The following is a 20493-nucleotide window of genomic DNA, read 5'->3' on the forward strand; positions in this document are numbered from 1 at the left end:
TAGTTTGTTTTGTTTTTTCTGAAATTTTTTTACTGGTTTTTCATAGATTAGTTTCTATAATAAGAAAGAGAGGATATAATAATACCCTCTCTTGTATCTCGTCTACTAATATTTTAGTTTTCTTCAGCCATTTTTGATTTGACTTCATCATATGATAGGGCACGTGATTCCTCTTCTACTGATTCAGGCATTTTCCCTGTTTCGTAAAGAGATTTGATTTGTGTACTATCCAATGTTTCATATTTCAATAAGGCTTCTGCAATTAATTTATGCGTTTCACGATTTGATTGAATAATTTCAGCTGCTTTATTACGTGCTTCATTCAACAATGCTCGAACTTCTTCGTCAATTTCATAAGCTGTACGCTCTGAAATAGATTTTTGTGGAGTTTGAGCACCAAACATTGCATGATTTCCTTCGTATTGAACAGGCCCAAGTTTTTCACTCATACCATACTCTGTAACCATTGCACGCGCCATTTGTGTAGCTTGCTCAAAGTCGTTTGATGCACCTGTTGTTTGGACATTAAAGATGATTTCTTCAGCAACACGTCCACCCATCAAACCAGCTAATTGTTCTTTCATGTCTTCTTTAGATAGCAACATTTGATCTTCTTTCGGAAGAGCAATCATGTAACCACCTGCACGACCACGTGGAACAATTGTTACCTTATGAACGACACGCGCATTTGATAAGACTAACCCTACGATAGTGTGCCCGGCTTCGTGATAAGCAACCATTTCACGTTCTTTTTGGGAAACAGTTTTATCTTTCTTAGAAGGCCCTGCAATAACGCGATCTTCTGCCTCATCAATATCAGAAGCATCAATGACTGATTTGTTGCGACGGGCAGCAACTAATGCCGCTTCGTTCAATACATTTTCTAAATCAGCACCAACAAAACCTGGAGTTTGTTGTGCTACTAACTTCAAATCCACATCTTCTGCTAGAGGTTTATTTCTAGCATGGACTTTCAGAATTGCTTCGCGTCCTTTAACATCTGGACGACCAACCAATACTTTTCTGTCAAAACGACCTGGACGAAGAAGAGCTGGATCTAGAACATCTGAACGGTTCGTTGCCGCAATGACAATGATCCCTTCATTTCCTTCAAAACCATCCATTTCAATCAAGAGTTGGTTCAAGGTTTGTTCACGTTCATCATTACCTCCACCAAGACCGACACCACGTTGGCGACCAACGGCATCAATTTCATCGATGAAGATAATAGCTGGTGCTGCTTTTTTAGCGTCCTCAAAGAGTGAACGTACACGGCTGGCACCGACACCGACGAACATTTCTACGAAGTCAGAACCTGAAATACTAAAGAATGGTACACCAGCTTCTCCTGCTACTGCTTTAGCAAGTAATGTTTTACCAGTTCCCGGAGGTCCTTCTAAGAGAACACCAGCTGGGATACGAGCACCTAATTTTGTAAAGCGTTTTGGATCTTTCAAGAATTCAACAACTTCAACAAGTTCTTGTTTTTCTTCTTCAGCTCCTGCTACATCTGAAAAGCGTACTTTGATATCTTCCTTATTAGCAGCCTTAGCTTTACTGCGTCCAAAGCTCATCGGATTGCGTCCGCTATTTCCTCCCATATTTCCCATCATAGAAAATAGGAAGAAGAATAAAATGGCAAATGGCACTACCGAAACTAGGATGTTAATCCACATACCACTTGAGCTTTCGTGCTTGACTTCAACTTGTGTTTGGTGTTCACCAGCTAGTTTTTGCAAATCTGCTACAGTAGTATCCGATGGAAGAATAATACTTGTAAATTTTTCTACTTTTGTTGCAGAAGGTGTGAAAAACTGAATACCTGTTTCCGGTTTTTCTGTTTTAGCAGTTTTATAGACACCAGACACTTCAATAACACTACCACTTGGTTGATAGGTTATTTCTTTTACATTGTCATTAGTGATTTCCTGCACCAATTCTGAGTATTTAATTTGTTGACTGTGCCCGGCAGCTCTCCCAGCGAAAAAGTACTGGAATCCCGTTACTAGCAAGAAAATCATCAACAAATAAAGAAATGGATTTTTTATAAAACCATTATTTTGTTTTTGCATTCAACAACTTACCCTTCTATTTTGAGTAAACTTCCTCTTTCAATACGCCTACATAAGGAAGGTTACGATAATTTTCATTATAGTCTAAACCATAGCCTACAACGAATTCATTTGGAATTGTAAAACATGTATAATCTGCTTCAATTTCTACAGTACGTCCTTCTGGTTTATCCAGCATAGTAACAATCTTAACAGACGCTGCTTCTCTAGCAGTAAACATATCTCTCAAGCTTTTTAATGTTTGTCCAGTATCAATAATATCTTCTACAAAGACAATATGTCTACCTTTAACATCTTGAGTGACATCTTGTTTGATATTGATGACACCACTACTTACAGTTCCACCATGATAACTAGAAACCATCATAAAATCCATTTCAAGATGAGTGTCGATATATTTGACTAATTCTGCCATAAATGGAATAGATCCTTTTAAAATCCCAACTAAAATCGGATTCTTACCCTCGTAATCTTTTGTCAATTGAGCACCTAACTTCTTAGTTGCTTCTGTAATTTCATCTTGTGAAATCAAAATCTTCTTGATATCTTGTTCTAACATGATTTTACCTATCTATTTTTTCTATATAAAGTACAGTGTTCATTATATCATTTTTCATTTTTATACTCAAATCACTGAGTTCGATTCCTAAAATTGAATAAATTTGTCCAAATTGCTCAACAATAATCGCATTTTTTCGTTTTTCTGCAGGTATTTTTAAATCAATAAAAAGTCGCCTTACTTTTTTTCGATGACCATTTATTATCAAATAATCACCTGGCTGTCGATGTCGCAAAATCAATGATGTTTCACGGGAAACATTTATTTGTTGAACACTTTTACCTTTTAGAGGAATTCCAAATGAAAATAGAAAACCTTCATAATAAACTTGATTTTGATAGTTTAACACACACTCGCTACTTTTTTCATCAGACTTTGGTCTGATTTTACTAATTTGAAAGTGCTGGTATTCTTTTATAAGTTCATAACCATTTTTTATATTATGGCAATATTGACTCTTAGTTTTTAAAATATGATGAATTTCTTGAAATTGTTCTCTTGTTACATTTAAATCAGCAAAACGACTAAGGTATTGTTGTAGTAAAACTCTTTGTGTTGCTTCGGAAAAAGATAAAAACTGAGTTAAATCTTCTACATCAACCGCTTCAGATAATTCAGCCAGAGCAATTTGATAATCAGAAACTTCTTTTCCAAACTCTAAAATTGCTTTTTTTACCTGAACATTTTCTTTTTCTAACTGTGGCAGATAGAGGTTGCGAATACGATTGCGAAGATAGTGATTTTTTTTATTTGTTGAATCTTCAAAATGCTCAATTTCAGGAAAATCCTTCTTATAAAAAGACAACAAAGGACGAATCAACTCTCCCTTATCAAATATTTGTCTTTCTTTAATAGCTGATAAATGGTGTAGTCTAACACCTCTAATCAATCGCATAAAGATTGTCTCAACTTGATCATCTGCATGATGAGCTGTTACAAGAGCTGTAGATGAAGTTTTCTCCATCACTTCTCTAAAAAATTCATAGCGAAATTGACGAGCATTCGCTTCTGAAAAATCTCCAGTAAAACAAGCTACATAAATTGGAACTCCAGCTTGTTCAGCTAATTTTCTTAATTCATTTTCTTCCTTATCTGACTCTGGTCGTTGTTTATGATTTACATGTGCTAAAAACAATTCAATACCAAGTTCTTTTTGATAGGTCAAAAGAAGTTGAAAAAGAAACATCGAATCCAATCCACCAGACAAGGCTAGCACAACTCTTGAATGTCCTTCAAAGTAACCTTTTTCTAGAAAATGATTTAAAAAATCTCGGTCTCTCATTTTAGGACCTCGTAGACATCCTTAGCAATTTTAGAAATGGTATCGTAATCAGAATTTTTGGTAAAGATTGAAATAACGAAAGGAGAATCTGTATAGACTATTCCTACATCGTGTTTAAATTCATCTGCATCCCCAATTTTATGGGCTACCTTAGCAGAAATATTCTTAGCAATCCGCTGATTATCAAATGATGTTTGTGATAGGGATTCTAAAACAAAACCATTTTGATTGTAAATAGATTCCATAACTTGACCAGCCATTTTAGCTGAAGCCATCTTATCTGTCACATTCCACTCTTCACCTGCGATAGTAGTCATCTCTTTTTTAAAGGCTTCATCTGATTTATTCGTAATATAATAAGCAAGAATATTATGAGCTACATTGTCAGATTCTTTTGCAGTTTTTGTGATTAAATCTTTGATTGTGTATTCTTTATTGTCCGCTGTTTTAGGGAGACTTCCGCTTCCTTCCGGTTTATAAGAACCAGGGAAATCATTAACTTCGGAAACATACTTCAATTTCGTGTCAAGTTGGTAATCACCTTGATTGATTTTTTCCTGAACAGAATAAAGATAAGGTAATTTCATAACACTAGCAGCGTACATTTTTTGATTTTCATTAATGCCAGCTTCCTTACCTGTACTCAATTGTTTAATATAAATAGAGAACTGTTCATTTTGATAATTCGCAGATAGCAACTCTTGTACTTTCTGAATACGATTATCATCATCGGAAATATAATCCGTCGAAATCCAGCCCGTTTGCTTGACATGTATGAATTCACGACCTTCTGCAAAAATAGACATATCTGCTTCAACTTCTTGATAAGGCGCTAAAGTAGACTTTAATTCTTGTTGATTATAAGGACTATTATAAACGACAAATCCTGGTTCTAACCATACTCGTTTAGAAAAATCGTTTACGATGGAACTATCGTATAAAAGTCGTTTATCAGCCATTACAAATTGATTATTTGACAATTTAAAGACAGGCTGTCCTTGTTTATTTAATCGCCATTCTAAAACGGTTAATTTTGTTTCTGCATTTACTTTACCCGATTCATTAATCAGGTCTTCTGTAGAATAAACAGGCGTCTCACCATAAAATTTTGGAGATTCTATAATATCTTGATAATAAAAATGATATGGAGTATGAGTTAAAGAATAAACTTCTTGTTTTGGAATGACAACTGGATTCTCAGTGCTTACTACTTGAACGCTTTTTAGGAAAATAGGAAGTAGTAATATCACTAAAAATTTACGCATTCTTTTTCCCCTCTTCTTCTTGTAGCCGTAACAGATGATTCTTTTGAGCTAACTCATCTAATTTTTCATCTGACTGACTTAAAAATTTTTCGATAATATCTAATAAATTTTCCATTTCACATTACCTAGGAAGTAAGTCCGGAATTGTATAAACTTCCTCCCATGTTTTTGAATAATAATATTTTGCACGGGAATATTTAGCCGCATAGGATTCATCTTTTAGCTTAGTTGCTAAACTAGCTTCTTTATCCTTTTCATCGCTCAAGTCCTGATATTGTTTTTTCAAATCAGCTAGTTGCTGGCGACGTGTTAGTAATTGTTGGTAACTTTGTGCTAAATTGTAAGTTGGTAAGATGAATAGCAACATAATTAAAATCAAAACCCAACCCATAAAACGATTACGTTTTTGACGTTCTTCCATCATGTATTTACGTCGTTGGTGTTCATTTTGAATAAATGAATTATTCATTTGGACTGTTTTTTTATACATCGTCTTCTACCCTTGTTTCACTGATAATTTCATACATCCTAGCTGCATCTTCTTTTTTTGTGCTATCTTTCATTTCGAGCACCTTTACAAGCAACAATTTATTTCCAAAACGAATTTCAACCTGATCATTGATTTTTAAATCAGTTGAACTTTTAGCAAGGATACCGTTAACCTTGATTCGCCCTTTATCTGCAACTTCCTTAGCTACCGTACGGCGTTTAATAATTCGTGATACTTTTAAATATTTATCTAATCTCATCTTATAATACCTCAAATTATTATTGTATCATTTTTATCCCTTTTATAGAAGAAAAAAGGTAATCCCTAATGCGACTCTTTTAAGTCTTTTATCTTCGCTAACGATTCTCCAAAGGTTAAGAGTCCTTCTAAAATCTCATAGTCTTTTTTATTTCGAATATCAAATACAACTTCGATCAAACCTTGATTTTCAGAAATATTAGCCTTCAAATTTGTCTGAGAAAGAGCCTGGAAATAATCTTGTGTTAAAAATAGCTGTTGCGATATTTTTTCAAATTGAATGACAAGCTTATTATTTCTTCTTTCAACTCGATTGACAAATACTTTATCTAGATAAGCTTTAGCTAATCCAATTTCTAAAAGATAAGCAACAACATCAGGATACTCACCAAAACGGTCAATTAACTCATCTTGTAATTCTTCGTAGTTGACACGGTTGTCAATTTGACGAATTCTCTTATAAATCTCAATTTTATGTCGCTCATCTGAAATGTACTCATCCGGAAGATAGGCATCAATTTGTAGAATTAACTCAGCATTACCTTTTTCACGTTTCTTAGCAGTTCCATTCTTCTTAGCAATTGCTTCTTCCAGTAACTGAGAATAGAGTTCAAAACCAACTGAATCGATAAAACCGGACTGCGAACTTCCTAAAAGATTACCAGCTCCACGAATGGATAAATCGCGCATAGCGATTTTGAAACCAGAACCCAATTCAGTGAAACCTTTAATTGCCTCCAATCTCTTCTCAGAAACTTCTGTCAATGATTTATCTGGTCGATACATAAGATAGGCATAAGCAATACGATTACTACGACCAACCCGACCTCTTAATTGATACAAGGTTGACAATCCCATGTGGTCTGCATTTTCGATAAACAAGGTATTGGCATTTGGAATGTCTACCCCTGTTTCAATGATTGTTGTTGTTACTAAAATATCATATTCACCTTCGATAAAGTCAAGTAGTGTATTCTCCAAACGAATTTCACTCATTTGACCATGAACAAAACCAATAGAAGCTTCTGGAATCAGTTCTTGTAACTCTGAAACCTTCTTTTCAATCGTGTCAACTTTATTGTAAAGATAGTAAACCTGACCACCACGATCAATTTCTCTCAATACAGCATCTCGAATGACACGATCATTCTGTTCAAGGACATAGGTTTGTACAGGATATCGATTTGTTGGGGGAGTTTCGATGACAGATAAATCTCGAATACCTAGCATAGACATATGTAGAGTTCGAGGAATTGGTGTAGCTGTTAAAGTTAAGACATCAACCTTCTTTTTTAATTCCTTCAAAGCTTCCTTATGTTTGACACCAAAACGTTGTTCCTCATCGATGATGATTAATCCTAAATCAGCAAATTCAACATCTTTAGATAAAACTCGATGGGTTCCTATCAGGATATCAACTTGGCCTTTTTTCAATTTTTCAAGTGTTTCAGTCTGCTCTTTTTTACTTCTAAAACGACTTAAAACATCTATATTGACAGCAAACTGCTCAAATCTTTCCTTGAAATTACTATAATGTTGCTGAGCAAGAACTGTGGTTGGTACTAAAACAACAACCTGTTTATGATTATTGACAGCCTTAAAAGCAGCTCGCATGGCCACCTCAGTCTTACCAAAACCAACATCTCCAACCAAAAGCCTATCCATTGGTTGAGAAGCCTGCATATCCTTTTTGATTTCATCTATACTTCGAAGTTGGTCCTCAGTTTCAACATAAGGGAAAGCCTCATCAAAAGCAACCTGATCTTCATCATCTTTTGAAAATGCAAAACCTTCAAGTTGACTCCTCTCTGCATATAACTTAATTAAGTCATCTGCAATGTCTTCAACTTGATTTTTAACTTTTTGCTTAGCTTTTTTAAAACGTCCATCGTTTAATTTGTTTAACTTTGGAGCCTTACCGTCACTTGAAACATACTTAGATAAGGTTTGGATTTGTTCTACAGGGATAGAAATTCGATCTCCATTTTGATATTGAATACTTACATAATCTCGGTGAATCCCTTTGAGTTCAATCGTTTCGATTCCTAAATATTGACCAATCCCATGAATTTGATGAACAACATAATCTCCTTTTTGGAGTTCACTATAGTCCTTTAATCTCTCAGCATTACTGATATTTTGTCTTCTGTATTTGCGTTTAATCTTCTTTTTGAATATTTCATACTCAGTGATGAATACAAGATTCTCATCCACAAAATGAAAACCATGACGAAGGTTTCCTTCAACAAGATTGACAGTTCCTTTACAAATTTCACTTTGATTACTATTGTCAACTTTAATGCTATATTCATCAAGAATCGTTGACAGTTTTTTTAGTTCTGTTTGGCTGCTTGATTGAAGAACAATCGTATATTTTAATTTTTTATAACGTTCAATTTCTTCTTTCAGAAAAGAAAACTGATTGAAGAATTCTTGCATAGGATATTGATTGAATTGATAAAGATGATCAAATTTTAGATTTCCAAGTCCCTTTTGAAAATTAGAAAAGAAGCTGGCTGGTAAATATTTTTTTAACTGACTTTCTACATCAGCAAAATATTGTAAACTTGGTACAGCTTTACTGTTGTGTAAATCCTCTGTAAAGTATCCAGCTGTTTCCTTATCAAAAATATCATACTGATTCATGATTTTTTGAAAATCATCAAAGATAATAGGTGCTTGGTTCAAGTAGTCAATCAAGGTCCACTGTTTTTTATAAAAAACAGACAAAAATTTACGAATATCTGCATGAAGGACTTGCTCTTTTGCACAACTAAAAACTTCTTCTAGGTAGGACTTTAATGTAGGTGAAATAGTTTTATCAATCTCATGTTCTAAGAATTGTTGACCACGATTGTAATCCTCAACAGTTAATAAAATGTCACTAGCTGGATATATAGAAATTTCTAACCGACTATCTTTTGATAATTGTGTATCTGCGTCGAATTCTCTAATCCCATCTATTTCATCACCAAAAAATTCTATTCGGTAAGGAGATAGTTGTGAAGTTTCAAAGATATCTAAAATATCCCCTCGAAGACTAAATTCGCCTTGACTTTGAACTTGAGTAACTTTTTTATAACCAAGTGAAATCAATTGATTTTTTAATTCTCTTTGTTCACATTCTTCGCCAACTTCAAGTTTTAACACACTGTTATCAAAGATTTGAGGATTTGGTAAGAATAAACGGCTAGCTGCCATGTTACAAACTAATATTCCTTTTTGAGATTTATCTCTTAGAAAACGCAAGGCTTCAACTCTTGAAAAAATCTTTTCTTGAGACGATACTAAAAATTCTACCATTGGTGAATCATCTACTAAAAATGGATAAACCATATCAGTACCCAGGATAGAAATTAAATCATTGACTAAACGCTCAGCTTCTCCATAAGTAGAGGTCATTACTAAAATCTTGTTCTGATTTTTAACACTACTTGCAATAGCTAAAGACTTTGCTGAACCAGAGAGACCTAGTAGTAATTCCCTCTGCTTGAGAGATAAATGTTCACCCCATAACTGTATCTGCTTGTTCTCTAAAAAGAATTCGATTAATGACATTCCCTTACCCATTGTATTTCTGCATTGTTTTTTCAAAGTTTTTCTCTTGTAAATAATAATTTACAGCATCGTCAACCTTGTCAATAGACTGTAAAATACCTATATAGTCATCCTTGTCAAATTTACTCAAAACGTGGTGAACAACAGACATTCCTTTTTTAGGTCTACCAATACCAATCTTTACACGATTGAAAACCTGTGTACCAATATGTTGGATAATTGACTTGATACCATTATGACCGCCAGCTGATCCTTTAGCGCGAAGTCGAATTTTTCCTACTTCCATGTCAAGATCATCGTAAATAATCAGTAAATCTTTAATATCTAAACCATAGTAGGTTAATAAAGCATGAACTGCTTTCCCACTTTCATTCATAAAAGTTGTTGGTTTCACTAGATAAATTTTTTCACCATTAAGGAAAAATGAAGCTAATTCAGCTTGGAATATTTTATCGTGTGTAAAGGATACATTCTTTTTTTTTGCTAGTTGGTCAATCAACATAAAACCAACATTATGCTTTGTCTCAAAATATTTATCCCCTGGATTTCCCAATCCTACAAGTAATTTTGTCATTTAAATTTCCTTTCAAAAGCCAAAAGGGCTGGAATTTTTTTCCAACCTAATTGACACTATTAAAAATGTTGATTATACGTTAAAGCGGAATTCCATAATATCGCCATCTTGAACGACATATTCTTTTCCTTCTTCTCGTAAGCGTCCAGCTTCTTTTACCGCCTTTTCAGATCCGTATTTAATCAAATCATCATAAGACATAGTTACTGCACGAATAAAGCCTTTTTCGAAGTCAGAGTGGATGATACCAGCAGCTTGAGGGGCTTTCATGCCACGTTTAAAGGTCCAAGCACGAACCTCTTTTTCACCAGCTGTGAAGTAAGTTCCAAGTCCAAGTAGATGGTAAGCAGCACGAGTCAACTTATCCACACCTGATTCTGTCAAACCAATAGCTTCAAGAAACTCTTTTTTATCTTCATCGTCTAATTCAGAAATTTCTTCTTCAGCACGCGCAGAAATGACCACTACCTCTGCATTTTCCGTTGCTGCGAATTCACGAATCTGATTCACATAATCAATAGATTCTGGGTCTCCAACAACATCCTCATCCACATTCGCTACATAAAGAACTGGTTTAGTAGTCAAGAGGAAAAGACCTTTGACAACCTTTTGCTCTTCATCTGTAAATTCAATAGTACGAGCTGATTTACCGTCTTCAAGGACAGGTTTAATCTTTTGGAGAACGTTAAATTCTGCAACTGATTCCTTATCTTTTTGCGTACGTGCCATCTTTTCCACACGCGCGTAGCGTTTATTAACAGATTCTAAGTCAGCAAGAATCAATTCTAGGTTAATGGTATCAATATCTGCTAATGGATCTACAAAAGCATCTTCACGACCTTGCTCACGCATGACATTTTCATCATCAAAGGCACGAACTACATGGACAATGGCATCCACTTCACGGATATTGGCCAAGAATTTATTACCGAGACCTTCTCCTTTTGATGCACCTTTTACAATCCCTGCAATATCTGTAAATTCAAAGGTTGTTGGGACTGTCTTCTTAGGAGTAATCATTTCAGTCAATTTTTGGAGGCGTTCATCTGGAACTTCTACCATCCCAACATTTGGATCAATGGTTGCAAATGGATAATTTGCAGCCTCTGCTCCTGCTTTTGTAATTGCGTTAAATAGGGTTGATTTACCAACGTTTGGCAACCCCACGATACCTGCTGTTAAAGCCATAGTTTCTCAATCTCCGTTCACATTTCAATCTCCAATATTATAACACAAAAAGGGAAAACTTGCTAACCCTCTAACTACTTGCATTTAGTCGATGATTTTACTCATTTTTCTTTCAAAATCATAGCGACTCATCATGACAACATGATCACAATTACTGCATTTTATTTTGATATCTGCACCTAGACGTGTAATTTCCCAACGATTGGCTTTTTTACCTGTAGACTTGATTGTACAAGCATGTGGTTTTTTCATTTCAACAAAATTTCCAACTTGATACATACTACTCTCCTTTTCATATTTCTGATTATATCATAAAAGAGGTGAGCTAGGCTCAACCTCTTTAACTTAATTTGTACGAACTGGTGTAATCAGCTGCATGAAATCTTCATCTGTATCAGCTGGTACCAAGGTAAATGGACGAACTGCTGAAATGAAGCTGATTGTTACCTTTTCACTATTCAAGGCTTTTAGTGCTTCAATCAAGTAAGTTGGGTTAAAGCTAATAGTTAAATCTTCACCAGATACAGCAATTGTATCGATTTCTTCGTTCACTTTACCAACTTCTGGAGAATTTACATGAGCTGTAACTACTCCTTGTTTGATTTCTAATTTTACAGTTCCGTTTTGAGTAGCACTTGATAAAAGACGAGCACGTTCCATAGATTGACGTAGATTCACAACATCAAAAGTCACTGTCGTATTAAAATCTGTTGGAATCAGACGATCTGTATCAGGATAATTACCTTCTAAGAGACGTGTATAGAAACTAATATTTTCGCTTCTAAAGAGAATTTGGTTGTTTGCGAAGAAAATCTCTACTGTTTCAATATCGTCCGTAAAAACAGCTGAAAATTCGCGTAGAGAGCGACTTGGGATAACAACATCAAAATTATCACTATTTTTTTCAAGAGTTAATTTTTTCTGGCTGAGACGATGTGAGTCTGTTGCTACTGTTTTTAATTCTTGATGATTACTCAAAACAAAGTGAACACCAGTCAAGATTGGACGACTTTCTTGTACACTAGCAGCAAAAGCAGTTTCGTTAATAATCTTCTTAAGAAGTTTTGTTTCAAGAACTAGAGGATTACTTGCTGCGATTTCCTGAATACGTGGATACTGTTCGCTGTCTTTTCCTTTCAGAGTAATTTCTGATTTTCCACTTGTTAGTACAATTTGATGTTGTTCAATTTCTTTAAAATCAAGAGTCACATCTGGAAGACTAGAAACAACATTGATAAAGAAAGAAGCTTCTAAAAGAATTGATCCTAAAGAGTTAATCAAAAGACCTGCATTTTCATCTTTTTGAGAAATGAAATTCTCAATTGAAATTTGACCATTTGATCCAATTAATGTAATTCCTTCGTTAGTCACATCAATTTTAATAGTTGATAAAACAGGAATAGCATTTTTTGAACTAATAGCACGTTTTGTAATATTTAATGATTGCAGGAATAAATTTTTATTAATAGAAAAATGAATCATGGAATCTCCTTTATTTATTTTTATTATTAGAAGGTTAATAGTAATAGTAGGCTGTGTGAAATCTGTGGAAAACCAAGTTTAGTTTAGAAAAATCAAGAAGTTAGACTTGTTTAAAATTTGTTAATAAATCAGTAAAATTTTAAACACTTATCCACAAGTTATTTGATTTTCTTTTTGATGGTTTCGATTTCTATACGTAATTTATCATCAGTTTCAATCATAGATTTGATTTTTGCATGAGCATGAATGACGGTTGTATGATCTTTACCACCAAATTCTTTTCCGATTTTTGGAAGACTGTTATCAGTTAATTCTCTAGCTAGGTACATAGCAACTTGGCGAGCTAGAACAATATTCTGAACACGTCTAGTTCCCTTCATCTCCTTAACGCTCACATCATAAAATTTTCCGACTTCCTCTTGGATTTTTTCAATCGGAATGACGATCATGGTGCTGACGCTTTGTTTTCGAGCACGTATAGCTTCAGATGCAATATCCACAGTTATAGTGTTGATTTGTTTGATTTTAGCCATAAGACTAATATCTTTGAGCGCACCTTCTAATTCACGTACATTTGAATCAAACTGGCCAGCCAAATATTCGATTGTGTCAGGTTGAAAATGATAATCTAAATCCTCTGTTTTACTATTTAGGATAGCGATACGAGTTTCAAAATCAGGTGGAGTAATATCCGTTGTTAATCCCCATGAGAAGCGCGTGACAAGTCGTTCAGGTAGATTTTCTAGTTGTTCTGGCCTACGGTCACTCGTTAAAACGATCTGTTTATTATTACTGTGAAGTTTGTTAAATGTATTGAAAAATTCATCCTGAGTTTGCACTTTATTTCCGCTGAGAGATTGAATATCATCAATAAGAAGGAGATCTAGACTTCGATAGGTTTTTTTAAAATTATCCATATCATTGAGTCTTAAATGATCTAAAAATTCATTAATAAAACTTTCAGCAGGAATATATTTTACACGCGCATTAGGATTTTTTTTGAGAATTTCGTTCCCCAAAGCATTGAGCAAGTGAGTTTTACCTAGACCAGGTCCTCCATATATAAACAGAGGATTATAAGTTAGTCCAGGATCTTCCGAGACGGCTAAAGCAGCAGACTTAGCCCAAATATTTCCATCACCTTGGATAAAATTATCAAAAGTATAGATGTCTCTTAATCCTGTTTCTGAATAGGGTATAGATTTTTTAATTTCTTCCTGTTGATGATTACTATTTTCAACATTGCTTGCTATATCGGAGGTATTAGAATCTTCTTTAGTCAATACATATTGAGCTTTTATTTCAGTGTCATAGATTTGAAAACCGACAGCTACAATAATATCATTGAGTTTTGTACTCCAAACCATTTCCATTTCAGATCTTGGCAAAAATATGGTAGCTACATTTCCCTCAACCTTTATTAATTCAGCAGGTGTTGCGTAGAAATCAAACATTGATCGTGTCAATCTCTCTTTAGCTAATTCTAAAATCTGATTCCAAAATTGTTTTTCTTTCAACAACAAACTCCTCCTTTTCTAAATGGTGTAATCTTAAACACTATTTTATCACATAGCAAGCAATTTTTCCACAACTTGTGAAAAACAATCCACAATGTTTGAAAGATTTATCCACAACTTGTGGATAAAAGGTCTAGATTTTGATTTAATAGACTTTTTCTATACTAATCCAGTGGAAAAGTATGTGAGTTTAGAAAAATAAAATAACAGCCTTATTTCAGGCTGTTAATAAAACGTTGGTATTCTTCTTGATTATGAAAAGAGATAGTTATTTTTCCTGCCTCTTTTTTTTGAAGGACGATTTGGACATCTAATCCCAACAATTTTTTCAAATTTTCTTCTTCTTCTTTGATAAAGTGATCTTTTTCTTTGCTTTTCTTCTTATTTTTTTCTTCTTTAAGTAGATGTTCCACCTGCCGAACTGATAAATCCTCTTTCTGAATGCGATTGAGTAAATTTTTTTGTTCTTTCAAAGGTAGTTGGATTAGAAGTCTAGCATGTGCTTGAGACAATTTTCCAGTTTCTACTTCTTTTAAAATAAAATCAGGGAGCGTTAGCAATCGAACAAGATTAGTGATATAAGGGCGTGATTTCCCCATTTTTTCAGCAATGTCTGCATGAGTATATCCTTTATCAATTAAAGATTGATAAGCTTTTGCTTCTTCAATCGGATTTAAGTCTTCTCGTTGTAAATTTTCAATGATTGAGTGAACCATCATATCCTGATCAGATAATTTTTTGATGATTACAGGAACTTCTGATAGCCCAGCTTCTATCGATGCCCGATACCGTCTTTCTCCAGCTAGGATTTCATATCCGATAACTGGAGATTGACGGACAATAATGGGTTGAATTAAACCATTTTCTTTAATAGATTGGGCAAGTTCTTGAATTTTTTCTTTTGAGAATTCTTTACGAGGTTGATAGGGATTTTTTTGAATATCACTGATACGAATTAGTTTAAATTCTTCCATGCCTCTACAGTATCATATCTTTAATATTCTGTAAAGTAGGTTTACAAATATGTAAACTATTAATTTAAATCACTTGTACTCTTGTCCAACTTGATTTTAGTTGTTTCTTCTTTACCATTACGGTAATAAGTTACAGTCATTTCATCTCCAATAGAGTGGCTATATAGAGCATTTTGTAATTCAGTTGTAGATGAAATCTTAGTATCATCTATTTTTGTGATAACATCATATTGTTGTAAATGTCCATTTGCAGGCATGTTCTTTTGAACAGAACGAACAGCTACACCAGAAGTAACGTTGTCAGGAAGTTTCAATTTTTGTAGATCGGTAGTGCTAAGGTTTGTCAAATTAACCATGTGGATACCAAGAGCTGGTCGAGTTACTTTTCCATCTTTTTCCAACTGTTTGATAATATTCTTAACATCATTTGCAGGAATAGCAAAACCAAGACCTTCTACGGATGTTCCACCATTAGAGGCGATTTTACTTGATGTAATACCGATAACTTCTCCCTGGATGTTAATCAAAGGTCCTCCAGAGTTACCAGGGTTAATAGCTGTGTCTGTTTGGATGGCATTTGTTGAAATAGCTTGACCATCTTCAGATTTCAAAGAAACGTGTCTGTTCAAGCTTGATACAATCCCTTGTGTAACTGTATTTGCATATTCTGACCCCAAAGGGCTACCGATTGCGATAGCTGTTTCCCCAACAGATAATTGACTTGAGTCACCAAACTCAGCTACTGTAGAGACCTTTTCTGAAGATATTTTTACTACTGCAATATCAGAATAGGTATCAGAACCAACAATCTCACCTGGTACTTTTGTTCCATCTGCTAGACGAATATCAACTTTTTTAGCTCCACTAATAACGTGAGTGTTGGTTACAAGATAAGCATCATCCCCATCTTTTTTATAGATGACACCAGAACCTTCACTGTTGATTTGTTCAGTGTTTGAATCTGTATCAGTATCATCAGTTCCAACAAAACCACTTTGAGAATTTCCTGAATAAGTGATAATCGATACAACTGCATCTTTAACTTTATCTACAGCCTGTGTAGTAGAATTTTCATTTTTCGAAGCTGTCTGAGTGATGGCTGCACTATTTTGCTCTCTGTTTCCTTGTTTTTGGTTGAACTGAAGAACAGCCAAACTTCCTAATAGACCACTAAAAAAACTAATAAGTATAACTAGTAAAAGTTGTCCAATCGTTTTTGAAAACTTGTTTAAGTTTTTCATAGAATCCTCCATATTTGATTAATTAGTGAAAGTATAAGATTATTAACTTAATTCTAACTTAAAAAACTTAAGTTTTCAACAATCTGTGGATAATTGTTGAAAATTTGTGAATTCATTGTGTTTTTCACCTTTTTCATTTGTGAATAAGATGTGAATAGAACACGATTATGGTAAAATAGAAGCATGAAAATAAAAATTGTAACAGTTGGAAAACTAAAAGAAAAGTATCTCAAAGATGGAATTGCAGAATATTCTAAAAGAATATCACGATTTGCTGCCGTAGAAATGATTGAATTAGCTGATGAAAAGACACCAGATCGTGCCAGCGATTCAGAAAATGAAAAAATCTTGAATTTAGAAGGAAATCGAATCCTTTCCAAAATTGGGGATAGAGAATTTGTTGTTGTTTTGGCTATTGAAGGGAAGACATTATCTTCTGAAGAATTTAGTAGCCAATTAGAACAAGCTTCTATAAATGGTTATTCAACCTTAACCTTTGTTATCGGTGGAAGTTTAGGGCTCTCTCATCAAGTAAAAAAGCGTGCTAATCTATTTCTTAGCTTTGGTCGTTTAACTCTTCCACATCAACTAATGCGTCTAGTTCTTGTAGAACAGATATACCGAGCCTTTACCATCCAACAAGGTTCTCCCTATCATAAATAGGATTGACTATTCTCGATTATTTTGATAAGATAAACTAGTTAGGTCTCATAGCTCAGCTGGATAGAGCATTCGCCTTCTAAGCGAACGGTCGCAGGTTCGAATCCTGCTGGGATCATATACTAGATTTAACGCTGGGGAAACCCAGCGTTTTTTGTAAAAATTGACAGTTCAGGTACAAAAATGTGCAGTTGAGAATGAAATGTTTTAAAACAGACTCCGTTTTGTATAATAAGCTTGTAAGTTAATTTACAAGAAAAAAACAATAAAGGGGAGTTTAATATGGAAAAAACAGTTAAATTAGAGCAGTTCAAAAAACTTACAGAAAAAGAATTACAGGAAATCCAAGGTGGGGATAAAAGATTAACTTACTTTATTACTAATCTTTTTCCTAAAAGGAAAAAATAGAAAACATTATAGGGAGACATGATGGATTTATTAAAAATATTCATAGTTATTCTTCATATTTTTATTCTAATAAATAGCTATAAACTAATTTGTAGAGCAACAAAAAAAGAAAGATTTCTATTCATATGTTGGATTTTTATATTGCAGTCCGTAGTTGAAATTTTCTTTTATTTTGTTTTTTTACATGGGTTAGGTTTAGAAAAATTCATGTTTCCCTTTATTATATATGTCTATCTAATAGGGGTAAAAAAGTATAATAAGTACAAGGCTATTTTTATCAGTCTACTATTGTCTTTACTATATCATAGTACTCATACTTTTATAGCAGTAATCATATCCTCTATAACAGGTGATTCTTTTGTAACAAAATATGAAGCTCTCTTTTTTGTAGTAGTTTTATTGCTGACTTATTTTGTAATAAAAGAAATTATTACTTATTTTCACCTTGAACTTCATTATTTTGACAAAGATTACCTCTATCCATTTTTAAAAAAAGTTATACTTGGTTTCTTTACTTTACATATTCTATCATTCATTTCAGATATGGTAAGTACTCATGCACATTTTAATAGCTTTGGTAGTATTTTAGCAACAATTGTCTTTATTTGTTTACTACTAATCTTCTTCGCTATGAATTCTTATAAGGTGCGAGTTGAAAAAGAAATAGCCCTAAAACAGAAAAAATTTGAACAAGAACATTTACAGACTTATACAGATGAAATTGTGGGTTTGTATAATGAAATCCGTGGATTTCGTCATGATTATGCAGGTATGCTTGTCAGTATGCAAATGGCTATTGACAGTGGAGATTTACAGGAAATTGACAGAGTTTACAATGAAGTTCTAGTCAAAGCTAATCAAAAATTACGTTCAGATAAGTATACATACTTTGACTTAAACAACATAGGAGACTCAGCTTTACGAAGTTTGATTGCTCAATCTATTGTATATGCCAGAAATAATGACGTAGAGTTTACACTAGAAGTAAAGGATATTATCACAAGGTTGTCAATTGATTTGCTTGATCTTGTGCGTATTATGAGTGTTTTGTTGAACAACGCTGTCGAAGGTGCTGCAGAAAGTTACTCGAAACAAATGGAGGTTGCAGTGATTAAGATGGATTTAGAAACAGTTATCGTGATTCAAAATTCGTGTAAAATTACTATGACGCCTTCAGAAGACTTGTTTGAACTAGGTTTTTCTACTAAAGGTAGAAATAGAGGAATTGGTCTTAATAATGTCAAAGAGATTTTGGATAAGTATGAAAATATCATTTTAGAGACAGAGATGGAAGATAGTAAGTTTAGACAGATTATTAGATTTAAGAGAGAGTTTGAATGAAAGTATTAATTTTAGAAGATGTTATTCAACATCAAGTCAGATTAGAAAGAACCTTGGATGAAATTTCAAAGGAATTGAATATTCCTATTTCTTATAAAACAACAGGTAAAGAACGAGAATTTAAGGAATATATCGAAAATGATGAAGTAAACCAGCTTTATTTTCTAGATATTGATATTCATGGCGTTGAGAAAAAAGGATTTGAGGTAGCACAGTTTATTCGTCGCCACAATCCCTATGCAATTATCGTATTTATCACTAGTAGATCAGAATTTGCTACCTTAACTTACAAATATCAAGTATCAGCCTTGGATTTTGTAGATAAAGATATCAATGATGAATTATTTAAAAAACGTATCGAACAGAGTATCTTATATACCAAAAGTATGCTGCTTGAAAATAAAGATGTTGTGGATTATTTTGACTATAATTACAAGGGAAATGATTTGAAAATTCCCTACCATGATATTTTATATATTGAAACAACAGGAGTATCTCATAAGTTAAGGATTATTGGTAAGAATTTTGCCAAAGAATTTTATGGTACTATGGCGGATATTCAAGAAAAAGATAAAGATACTCAAAGATTTTATTCTGCTCATAAATCATTTCTTGTCAATGTAGGAAATATTAGGGAAATTGATCGAAAAAATTTAGAAGTGGTTTTTTATGAGGATCATCGTTGTCCAATTACCCGTCTAAAGGTACGGAAATTAAGAGATATTCTGGAGAAAAAATCTAAAAAGTGATTGACAATTAGTAATAAATTGATATAATGGTTATATCTGCTACAGATAGATGGTCCGTTGGTCAAGGGGTTAAGACACCGCCTTTTCACGGCGGTAACACGGGTTCGAATCCCGTACGGACTATATTATCCGCCATAGCTCAGTTGGTAGTAGCGCATGACTGTTAATCATGATGTCGTAGGTTCGAGTCCTACTGGCGGAGTTAAACAAAAAGAACACCATTGGTGTTCTTTTTTTGTCTCTAATTTGCATCTCCCAACATTTTCATAAGAAAATTTGTCATTTCTTGTGGACTTTCTTTTTTTCCATGAGCAATCCAGGTTTGGCATACACCAAATAGAGCGTTTGTTAGATAAATACTGCTATACTCTAACTCAATATTGTTTAAATTTAATTGCATAAAGCGTTTTTGGAGGTCAGTGCTAAGCATAATGTGAAGTTTATTTCTCAGGAAGTTTTGTATCTCTTTTGTACCATTTTCAGATAGAAGAGCAGCTAGTAAAGGTTCAGACTCTAAGTATTCAAACACTTCTAGAATAGCATCTCTTTTATGGTTTGCGTGTTTTTGGAAAATATACTCAAAGGTATGAAAAAGCTTACTTTGGTAATGTTCAATCATATCATACTTATCTTTGTAATGAGTATAAAAACTAGAACGACTAATTCCGGCTTTTTCTGCCAGCTTAATAGTGCTAATTTGATCAAATGGTTGTTCCGTTAATAATTGAACCATGGCGTTCTCAATAGTACGTTTGGTTTTTAAGCGTTTGTTGCTCTCTTTCATAGTTCCTCCTTGTGAACAAAAATAGACTCAGTGTCTAAAAATGATAATTTTGACTTGTAAATAAGAATTTTTAATGTATAATCTATTATAT

The 20493-nt window shown here is 33.7% G+C and carries 20 protein-coding genes and 3 tRNA genes; 7 read left to right on the top strand and 16 right to left on the bottom strand.

Annotated elements, in window-relative coordinates; genetic code table 11:
- Window positions 1-113: 113 nt before the first annotated feature.
- The 15 genes from ftsH to O3643_RS06915 form a co-directional block, all read right to left on the bottom strand.
- Window positions 114-2072 carry an ATP-dependent zinc metalloprotease FtsH gene (ftsH, locus tag O3643_RS06845; RefSeq protein ID WP_036756480.1) on the bottom strand — a complete coding sequence of 653 codons (1959 nt, stop codon included), beginning with the start codon at window positions 2070-2072 and terminating at the stop codon, window positions 114-116.
- Between the two features lie 16 nt (window positions 2073-2088).
- The gene (gene hpt, locus O3643_RS06850) at window positions 2089-2631 is read right to left on the bottom strand and encodes a hypoxanthine phosphoribosyltransferase (RefSeq protein ID WP_371500769.1); all 543 of its coding nucleotides are present in this window, start codon (window positions 2629-2631) and stop codon (window positions 2089-2091) included.
- A 4-nt stretch (window positions 2632-2635) separates the two neighbouring features.
- The gene (gene tilS / locus O3643_RS06855) at window positions 2636-3913 is read right to left on the bottom strand and encodes a tRNA lysidine(34) synthetase TilS (RefSeq protein ID WP_371500771.1); all 1278 of its coding nucleotides are present in this window, start codon (window positions 3911-3913) and stop codon (window positions 2636-2638) included.
- Entirely contained in the window at window positions 3910-5178 is a 1269-nt protein-coding gene (locus tag O3643_RS06860; protein WP_314944540.1) for a serine hydrolase, read from the bottom strand. The genes tilS and O3643_RS06860 overlap by 4 nt, the downstream gene beginning before the upstream one ends.
- Window positions 5171-5293, bottom strand: a complete 123-nt coding sequence (locus tag O3643_RS06865) for an SP_0009 family protein (RefSeq protein WP_004250924.1) — start codon at window positions 5291-5293, stop codon at window positions 5171-5173. The genes O3643_RS06860 and O3643_RS06865 overlap by 8 nt, the downstream gene beginning before the upstream one ends.
- 6 nt (window positions 5294-5299) lie before the next feature.
- Entirely contained in the window at window positions 5300-5668 is a 369-nt protein-coding gene (locus O3643_RS06870) for a septum formation initiator family protein (RefSeq protein ID WP_371500774.1), read from the bottom strand.
- On the bottom strand, window positions 5661-5927 hold the full coding sequence (locus O3643_RS06875) for an RNA-binding S4 domain-containing protein (protein WP_371500776.1): 267 nt from the start codon (window positions 5925-5927) through the stop codon (window positions 5661-5663). The genes O3643_RS06870 and O3643_RS06875 overlap by 8 nt, the downstream gene beginning before the upstream one ends.
- 65 nt (window positions 5928-5992) lie before the next feature.
- Entirely contained in the window at window positions 5993-9496 is a 3504-nt protein-coding gene (gene mfd / locus O3643_RS06880) for a transcription-repair coupling factor (protein WP_371500920.1), read from the bottom strand.
- Window positions 9489-10058 carry an aminoacyl-tRNA hydrolase gene (pth, locus tag O3643_RS06885; RefSeq protein ID WP_371500779.1) on the bottom strand — a complete coding sequence of 190 codons (570 nt, stop codon included), beginning with the start codon at window positions 10056-10058 and terminating at the stop codon, window positions 9489-9491. The genes mfd and pth overlap by 8 nt, the downstream gene beginning before the upstream one ends.
- Before the next feature lie 72 nt (window positions 10059-10130).
- On the bottom strand, window positions 10131-11246 hold the full coding sequence (ychF, locus tag O3643_RS06890) for a redox-regulated ATPase YchF (protein ID WP_371500781.1): 1116 nt from the start codon (window positions 11244-11246) through the stop codon (window positions 10131-10133).
- Window positions 11247-11330: 84 nt separating this feature from the next.
- Window positions 11331-11525 carry a DUF951 domain-containing protein gene (locus O3643_RS06895; protein ID WP_004250933.1) on the bottom strand — a complete coding sequence of 65 codons (195 nt, stop codon included), beginning with the start codon at window positions 11523-11525 and terminating at the stop codon, window positions 11331-11333.
- Window positions 11526-11591: 66 nt separating this feature from the next.
- Window positions 11592-12728 carry a DNA polymerase III subunit beta gene (dnaN, locus tag O3643_RS06900; protein WP_006154821.1) on the bottom strand — a complete coding sequence of 379 codons (1137 nt, stop codon included), beginning with the start codon at window positions 12726-12728 and terminating at the stop codon, window positions 11592-11594.
- Between the two features lie 158 nt (window positions 12729-12886).
- Window positions 12887-14245: a chromosomal replication initiator protein DnaA gene (gene dnaA / locus O3643_RS06905; RefSeq protein WP_371500784.1), complete on the bottom strand. Its 1359-nt coding sequence runs from the start codon at window positions 14243-14245 to the stop codon at window positions 12887-12889.
- Window positions 14246-14457: 212 nt separating this feature from the next.
- Window positions 14458-15219, bottom strand: a complete 762-nt coding sequence (locus O3643_RS06910; RefSeq protein ID WP_247913093.1) for a ParB/RepB/Spo0J family partition protein — start codon at window positions 15217-15219, stop codon at window positions 14458-14460.
- 59 nt (window positions 15220-15278) lie between these two features.
- The gene (locus O3643_RS06915) at window positions 15279-16460 is read right to left on the bottom strand and encodes a S1C family serine protease (protein ID WP_314944550.1); all 1182 of its coding nucleotides are present in this window, start codon (window positions 16458-16460) and stop codon (window positions 15279-15281) included.
- Window positions 16461-16643: 183 nt separating this feature from the next.
- On the opposite strand from O3643_RS06915, the gene rlmH reads away from it, so the two are divergent.
- From rlmH to O3643_RS06950, 7 genes are all read left to right on the top strand, one after another.
- Window positions 16644-17123 (top strand): 23S rRNA (pseudouridine(1915)-N(3))-methyltransferase RlmH, encoded by a 480-nt coding sequence (gene rlmH / locus O3643_RS06920; protein WP_314944552.1) that lies wholly within the window; start codon window positions 16644-16646, stop codon window positions 17121-17123.
- Between the two features lie 41 nt (window positions 17124-17164).
- Window positions 17165-17238: transfer RNA gene (locus O3643_RS06925), tRNA-Arg, on the top strand.
- 164 nt (window positions 17239-17402) lie between these two features.
- Window positions 17403-17528 carry a competence-stimulating peptide ComC gene (comC, locus tag O3643_RS06930; RefSeq protein ID WP_006149099.1) on the top strand — a complete coding sequence of 42 codons (126 nt, stop codon included), beginning with the start codon at window positions 17403-17405 and terminating at the stop codon, window positions 17526-17528.
- A gap of 21 nt (window positions 17529-17549) precedes the next feature.
- Window positions 17550-18869: a competence system sensor histidine kinase ComD gene (gene comD / locus O3643_RS06935; protein WP_371500922.1), complete on the top strand. Its 1320-nt coding sequence runs from the start codon at window positions 17550-17552 to the stop codon at window positions 18867-18869.
- Window positions 18866-19618 carry a competence system response regulator transcription factor ComE gene (gene comE, locus O3643_RS06940; protein ID WP_004250949.1) on the top strand — a complete coding sequence of 251 codons (753 nt, stop codon included), beginning with the start codon at window positions 18866-18868 and terminating at the stop codon, window positions 19616-19618. The genes comD and comE overlap by 4 nt, the downstream gene beginning before the upstream one ends.
- Window positions 19619-19669: 51 nt before the next feature.
- Window positions 19670-19741: transfer RNA gene (locus O3643_RS06945), tRNA-Glu, on the top strand.
- Window positions 19742-19746: 5 nt separating this feature from the next.
- Window positions 19747-19820: transfer RNA gene (locus O3643_RS06950), tRNA-Asn, on the top strand.
- A 39-nt stretch (window positions 19821-19859) separates the two neighbouring features.
- Here the strand turns inward: O3643_RS06950 and O3643_RS06955 are convergent.
- Window positions 19860-20402, bottom strand: a complete 543-nt coding sequence (locus O3643_RS06955; RefSeq protein WP_004250951.1) for a TetR/AcrR family transcriptional regulator — start codon at window positions 20400-20402, stop codon at window positions 19860-19862.
- Window positions 20403-20493: the final 91 nt, after the last annotated feature.

The sequence above is a fragment of the Streptococcus sp. 20925_1_44 genome (assembly GCF_041432435.1).
GTDB classification, from domain to species: domain Bacteria; phylum Bacillota; class Bacilli; order Lactobacillales; family Streptococcaceae; genus Streptococcus; species Streptococcus infantis.

Bases quoted from the DNA above. Each gene is read 5' to 3' on its own strand.
- O3643_RS06955 (WP_004250951.1), bottom strand. From the start codon at position 20,402: ATGAAAGAGAGCAACAAACGCTTAAAAACCAAACGTACTATTGAGAAC.
- pth (WP_371500779.1), bottom strand. From the start codon at position 10,058: ATGACAAAATTACTTGTAGGATTGGGAAATCCAGGGGATAAATATTTT.
- ftsH (WP_036756480.1), bottom strand. From the start codon at position 2,072: ATGCAAAAACAAAATAATGGTTTTATAAAAAATCCATTTCTTTATTTG.
- O3643_RS06865 (WP_004250924.1), bottom strand. From the start codon at position 5,293: ATGGAAAATTTATTAGATATTATCGAAAAATTTTTAAGTCAGTCAGAT.
- O3643_RS06860 (WP_314944540.1), bottom strand. From the start codon at position 5,178: ATGCGTAAATTTTTAGTGATATTACTACTTCCTATTTTCCTAAAAAGC.
- O3643_RS06910 (WP_247913093.1), bottom strand. From the start codon at position 15,219: ATGGAAGAATTTAAACTAATTCGTATCAGTGATATTCAAAAAAATCCC.
- rlmH (WP_314944552.1), top strand. From the start codon at position 16,644: ATGAAAATAAAAATTGTAACAGTTGGAAAACTAAAAGAAAAGTATCTC.
- tilS (WP_371500771.1), bottom strand. From the start codon at position 3,913: ATGAGAGACCGAGATTTTTTAAATCATTTTCTAGAAAAAGGTTACTTT.
- dnaN (WP_006154821.1), bottom strand. From the start codon at position 12,728: ATGATTCATTTTTCTATTAATAAAAATTTATTCCTGCAATCATTAAAT.
- comE (WP_004250949.1), top strand. From the start codon at position 18,866: ATGAAAGTATTAATTTTAGAAGATGTTATTCAACATCAAGTCAGATTA.
- O3643_RS06875 (WP_371500776.1), bottom strand. From the start codon at position 5,927: ATGAGATTAGATAAATATTTAAAAGTATCACGAATTATTAAACGCCGT.
- O3643_RS06895 (WP_004250933.1), bottom strand. From the start codon at position 11,525: ATGTATCAAGTTGGAAATTTTGTTGAAATGAAAAAACCACATGCTTGT.
- comC (WP_006149099.1), top strand. From the start codon at position 17,403: ATGGAAAAAACAGTTAAATTAGAGCAGTTCAAAAAACTTACAGAAAAA.
- ychF (WP_371500781.1), bottom strand. From the start codon at position 11,246: ATGGCTTTAACAGCAGGTATCGTGGGGTTGCCAAACGTTGGTAAATCA.
- hpt (WP_371500769.1), bottom strand. From the start codon at position 2,631: ATGTTAGAACAAGATATCAAGAAGATTTTGATTTCACAAGATGAAATT.
- O3643_RS06870 (WP_371500774.1), bottom strand. From the start codon at position 5,668: ATGTATAAAAAAACAGTCCAAATGAATAATTCATTTATTCAAAATGAA.
- comD (WP_371500922.1), top strand. From the start codon at position 17,550: ATGGATTTATTAAAAATATTCATAGTTATTCTTCATATTTTTATTCTA.
- O3643_RS06915 (WP_314944550.1), bottom strand. From the start codon at position 16,460: ATGAAAAACTTAAACAAGTTTTCAAAAACGATTGGACAACTTTTACTA.
- mfd (WP_371500920.1), bottom strand. From the start codon at position 9,496: ATGGGTAAGGGAATGTCATTAATCGAATTCTTTTTAGAGAACAAGCAG.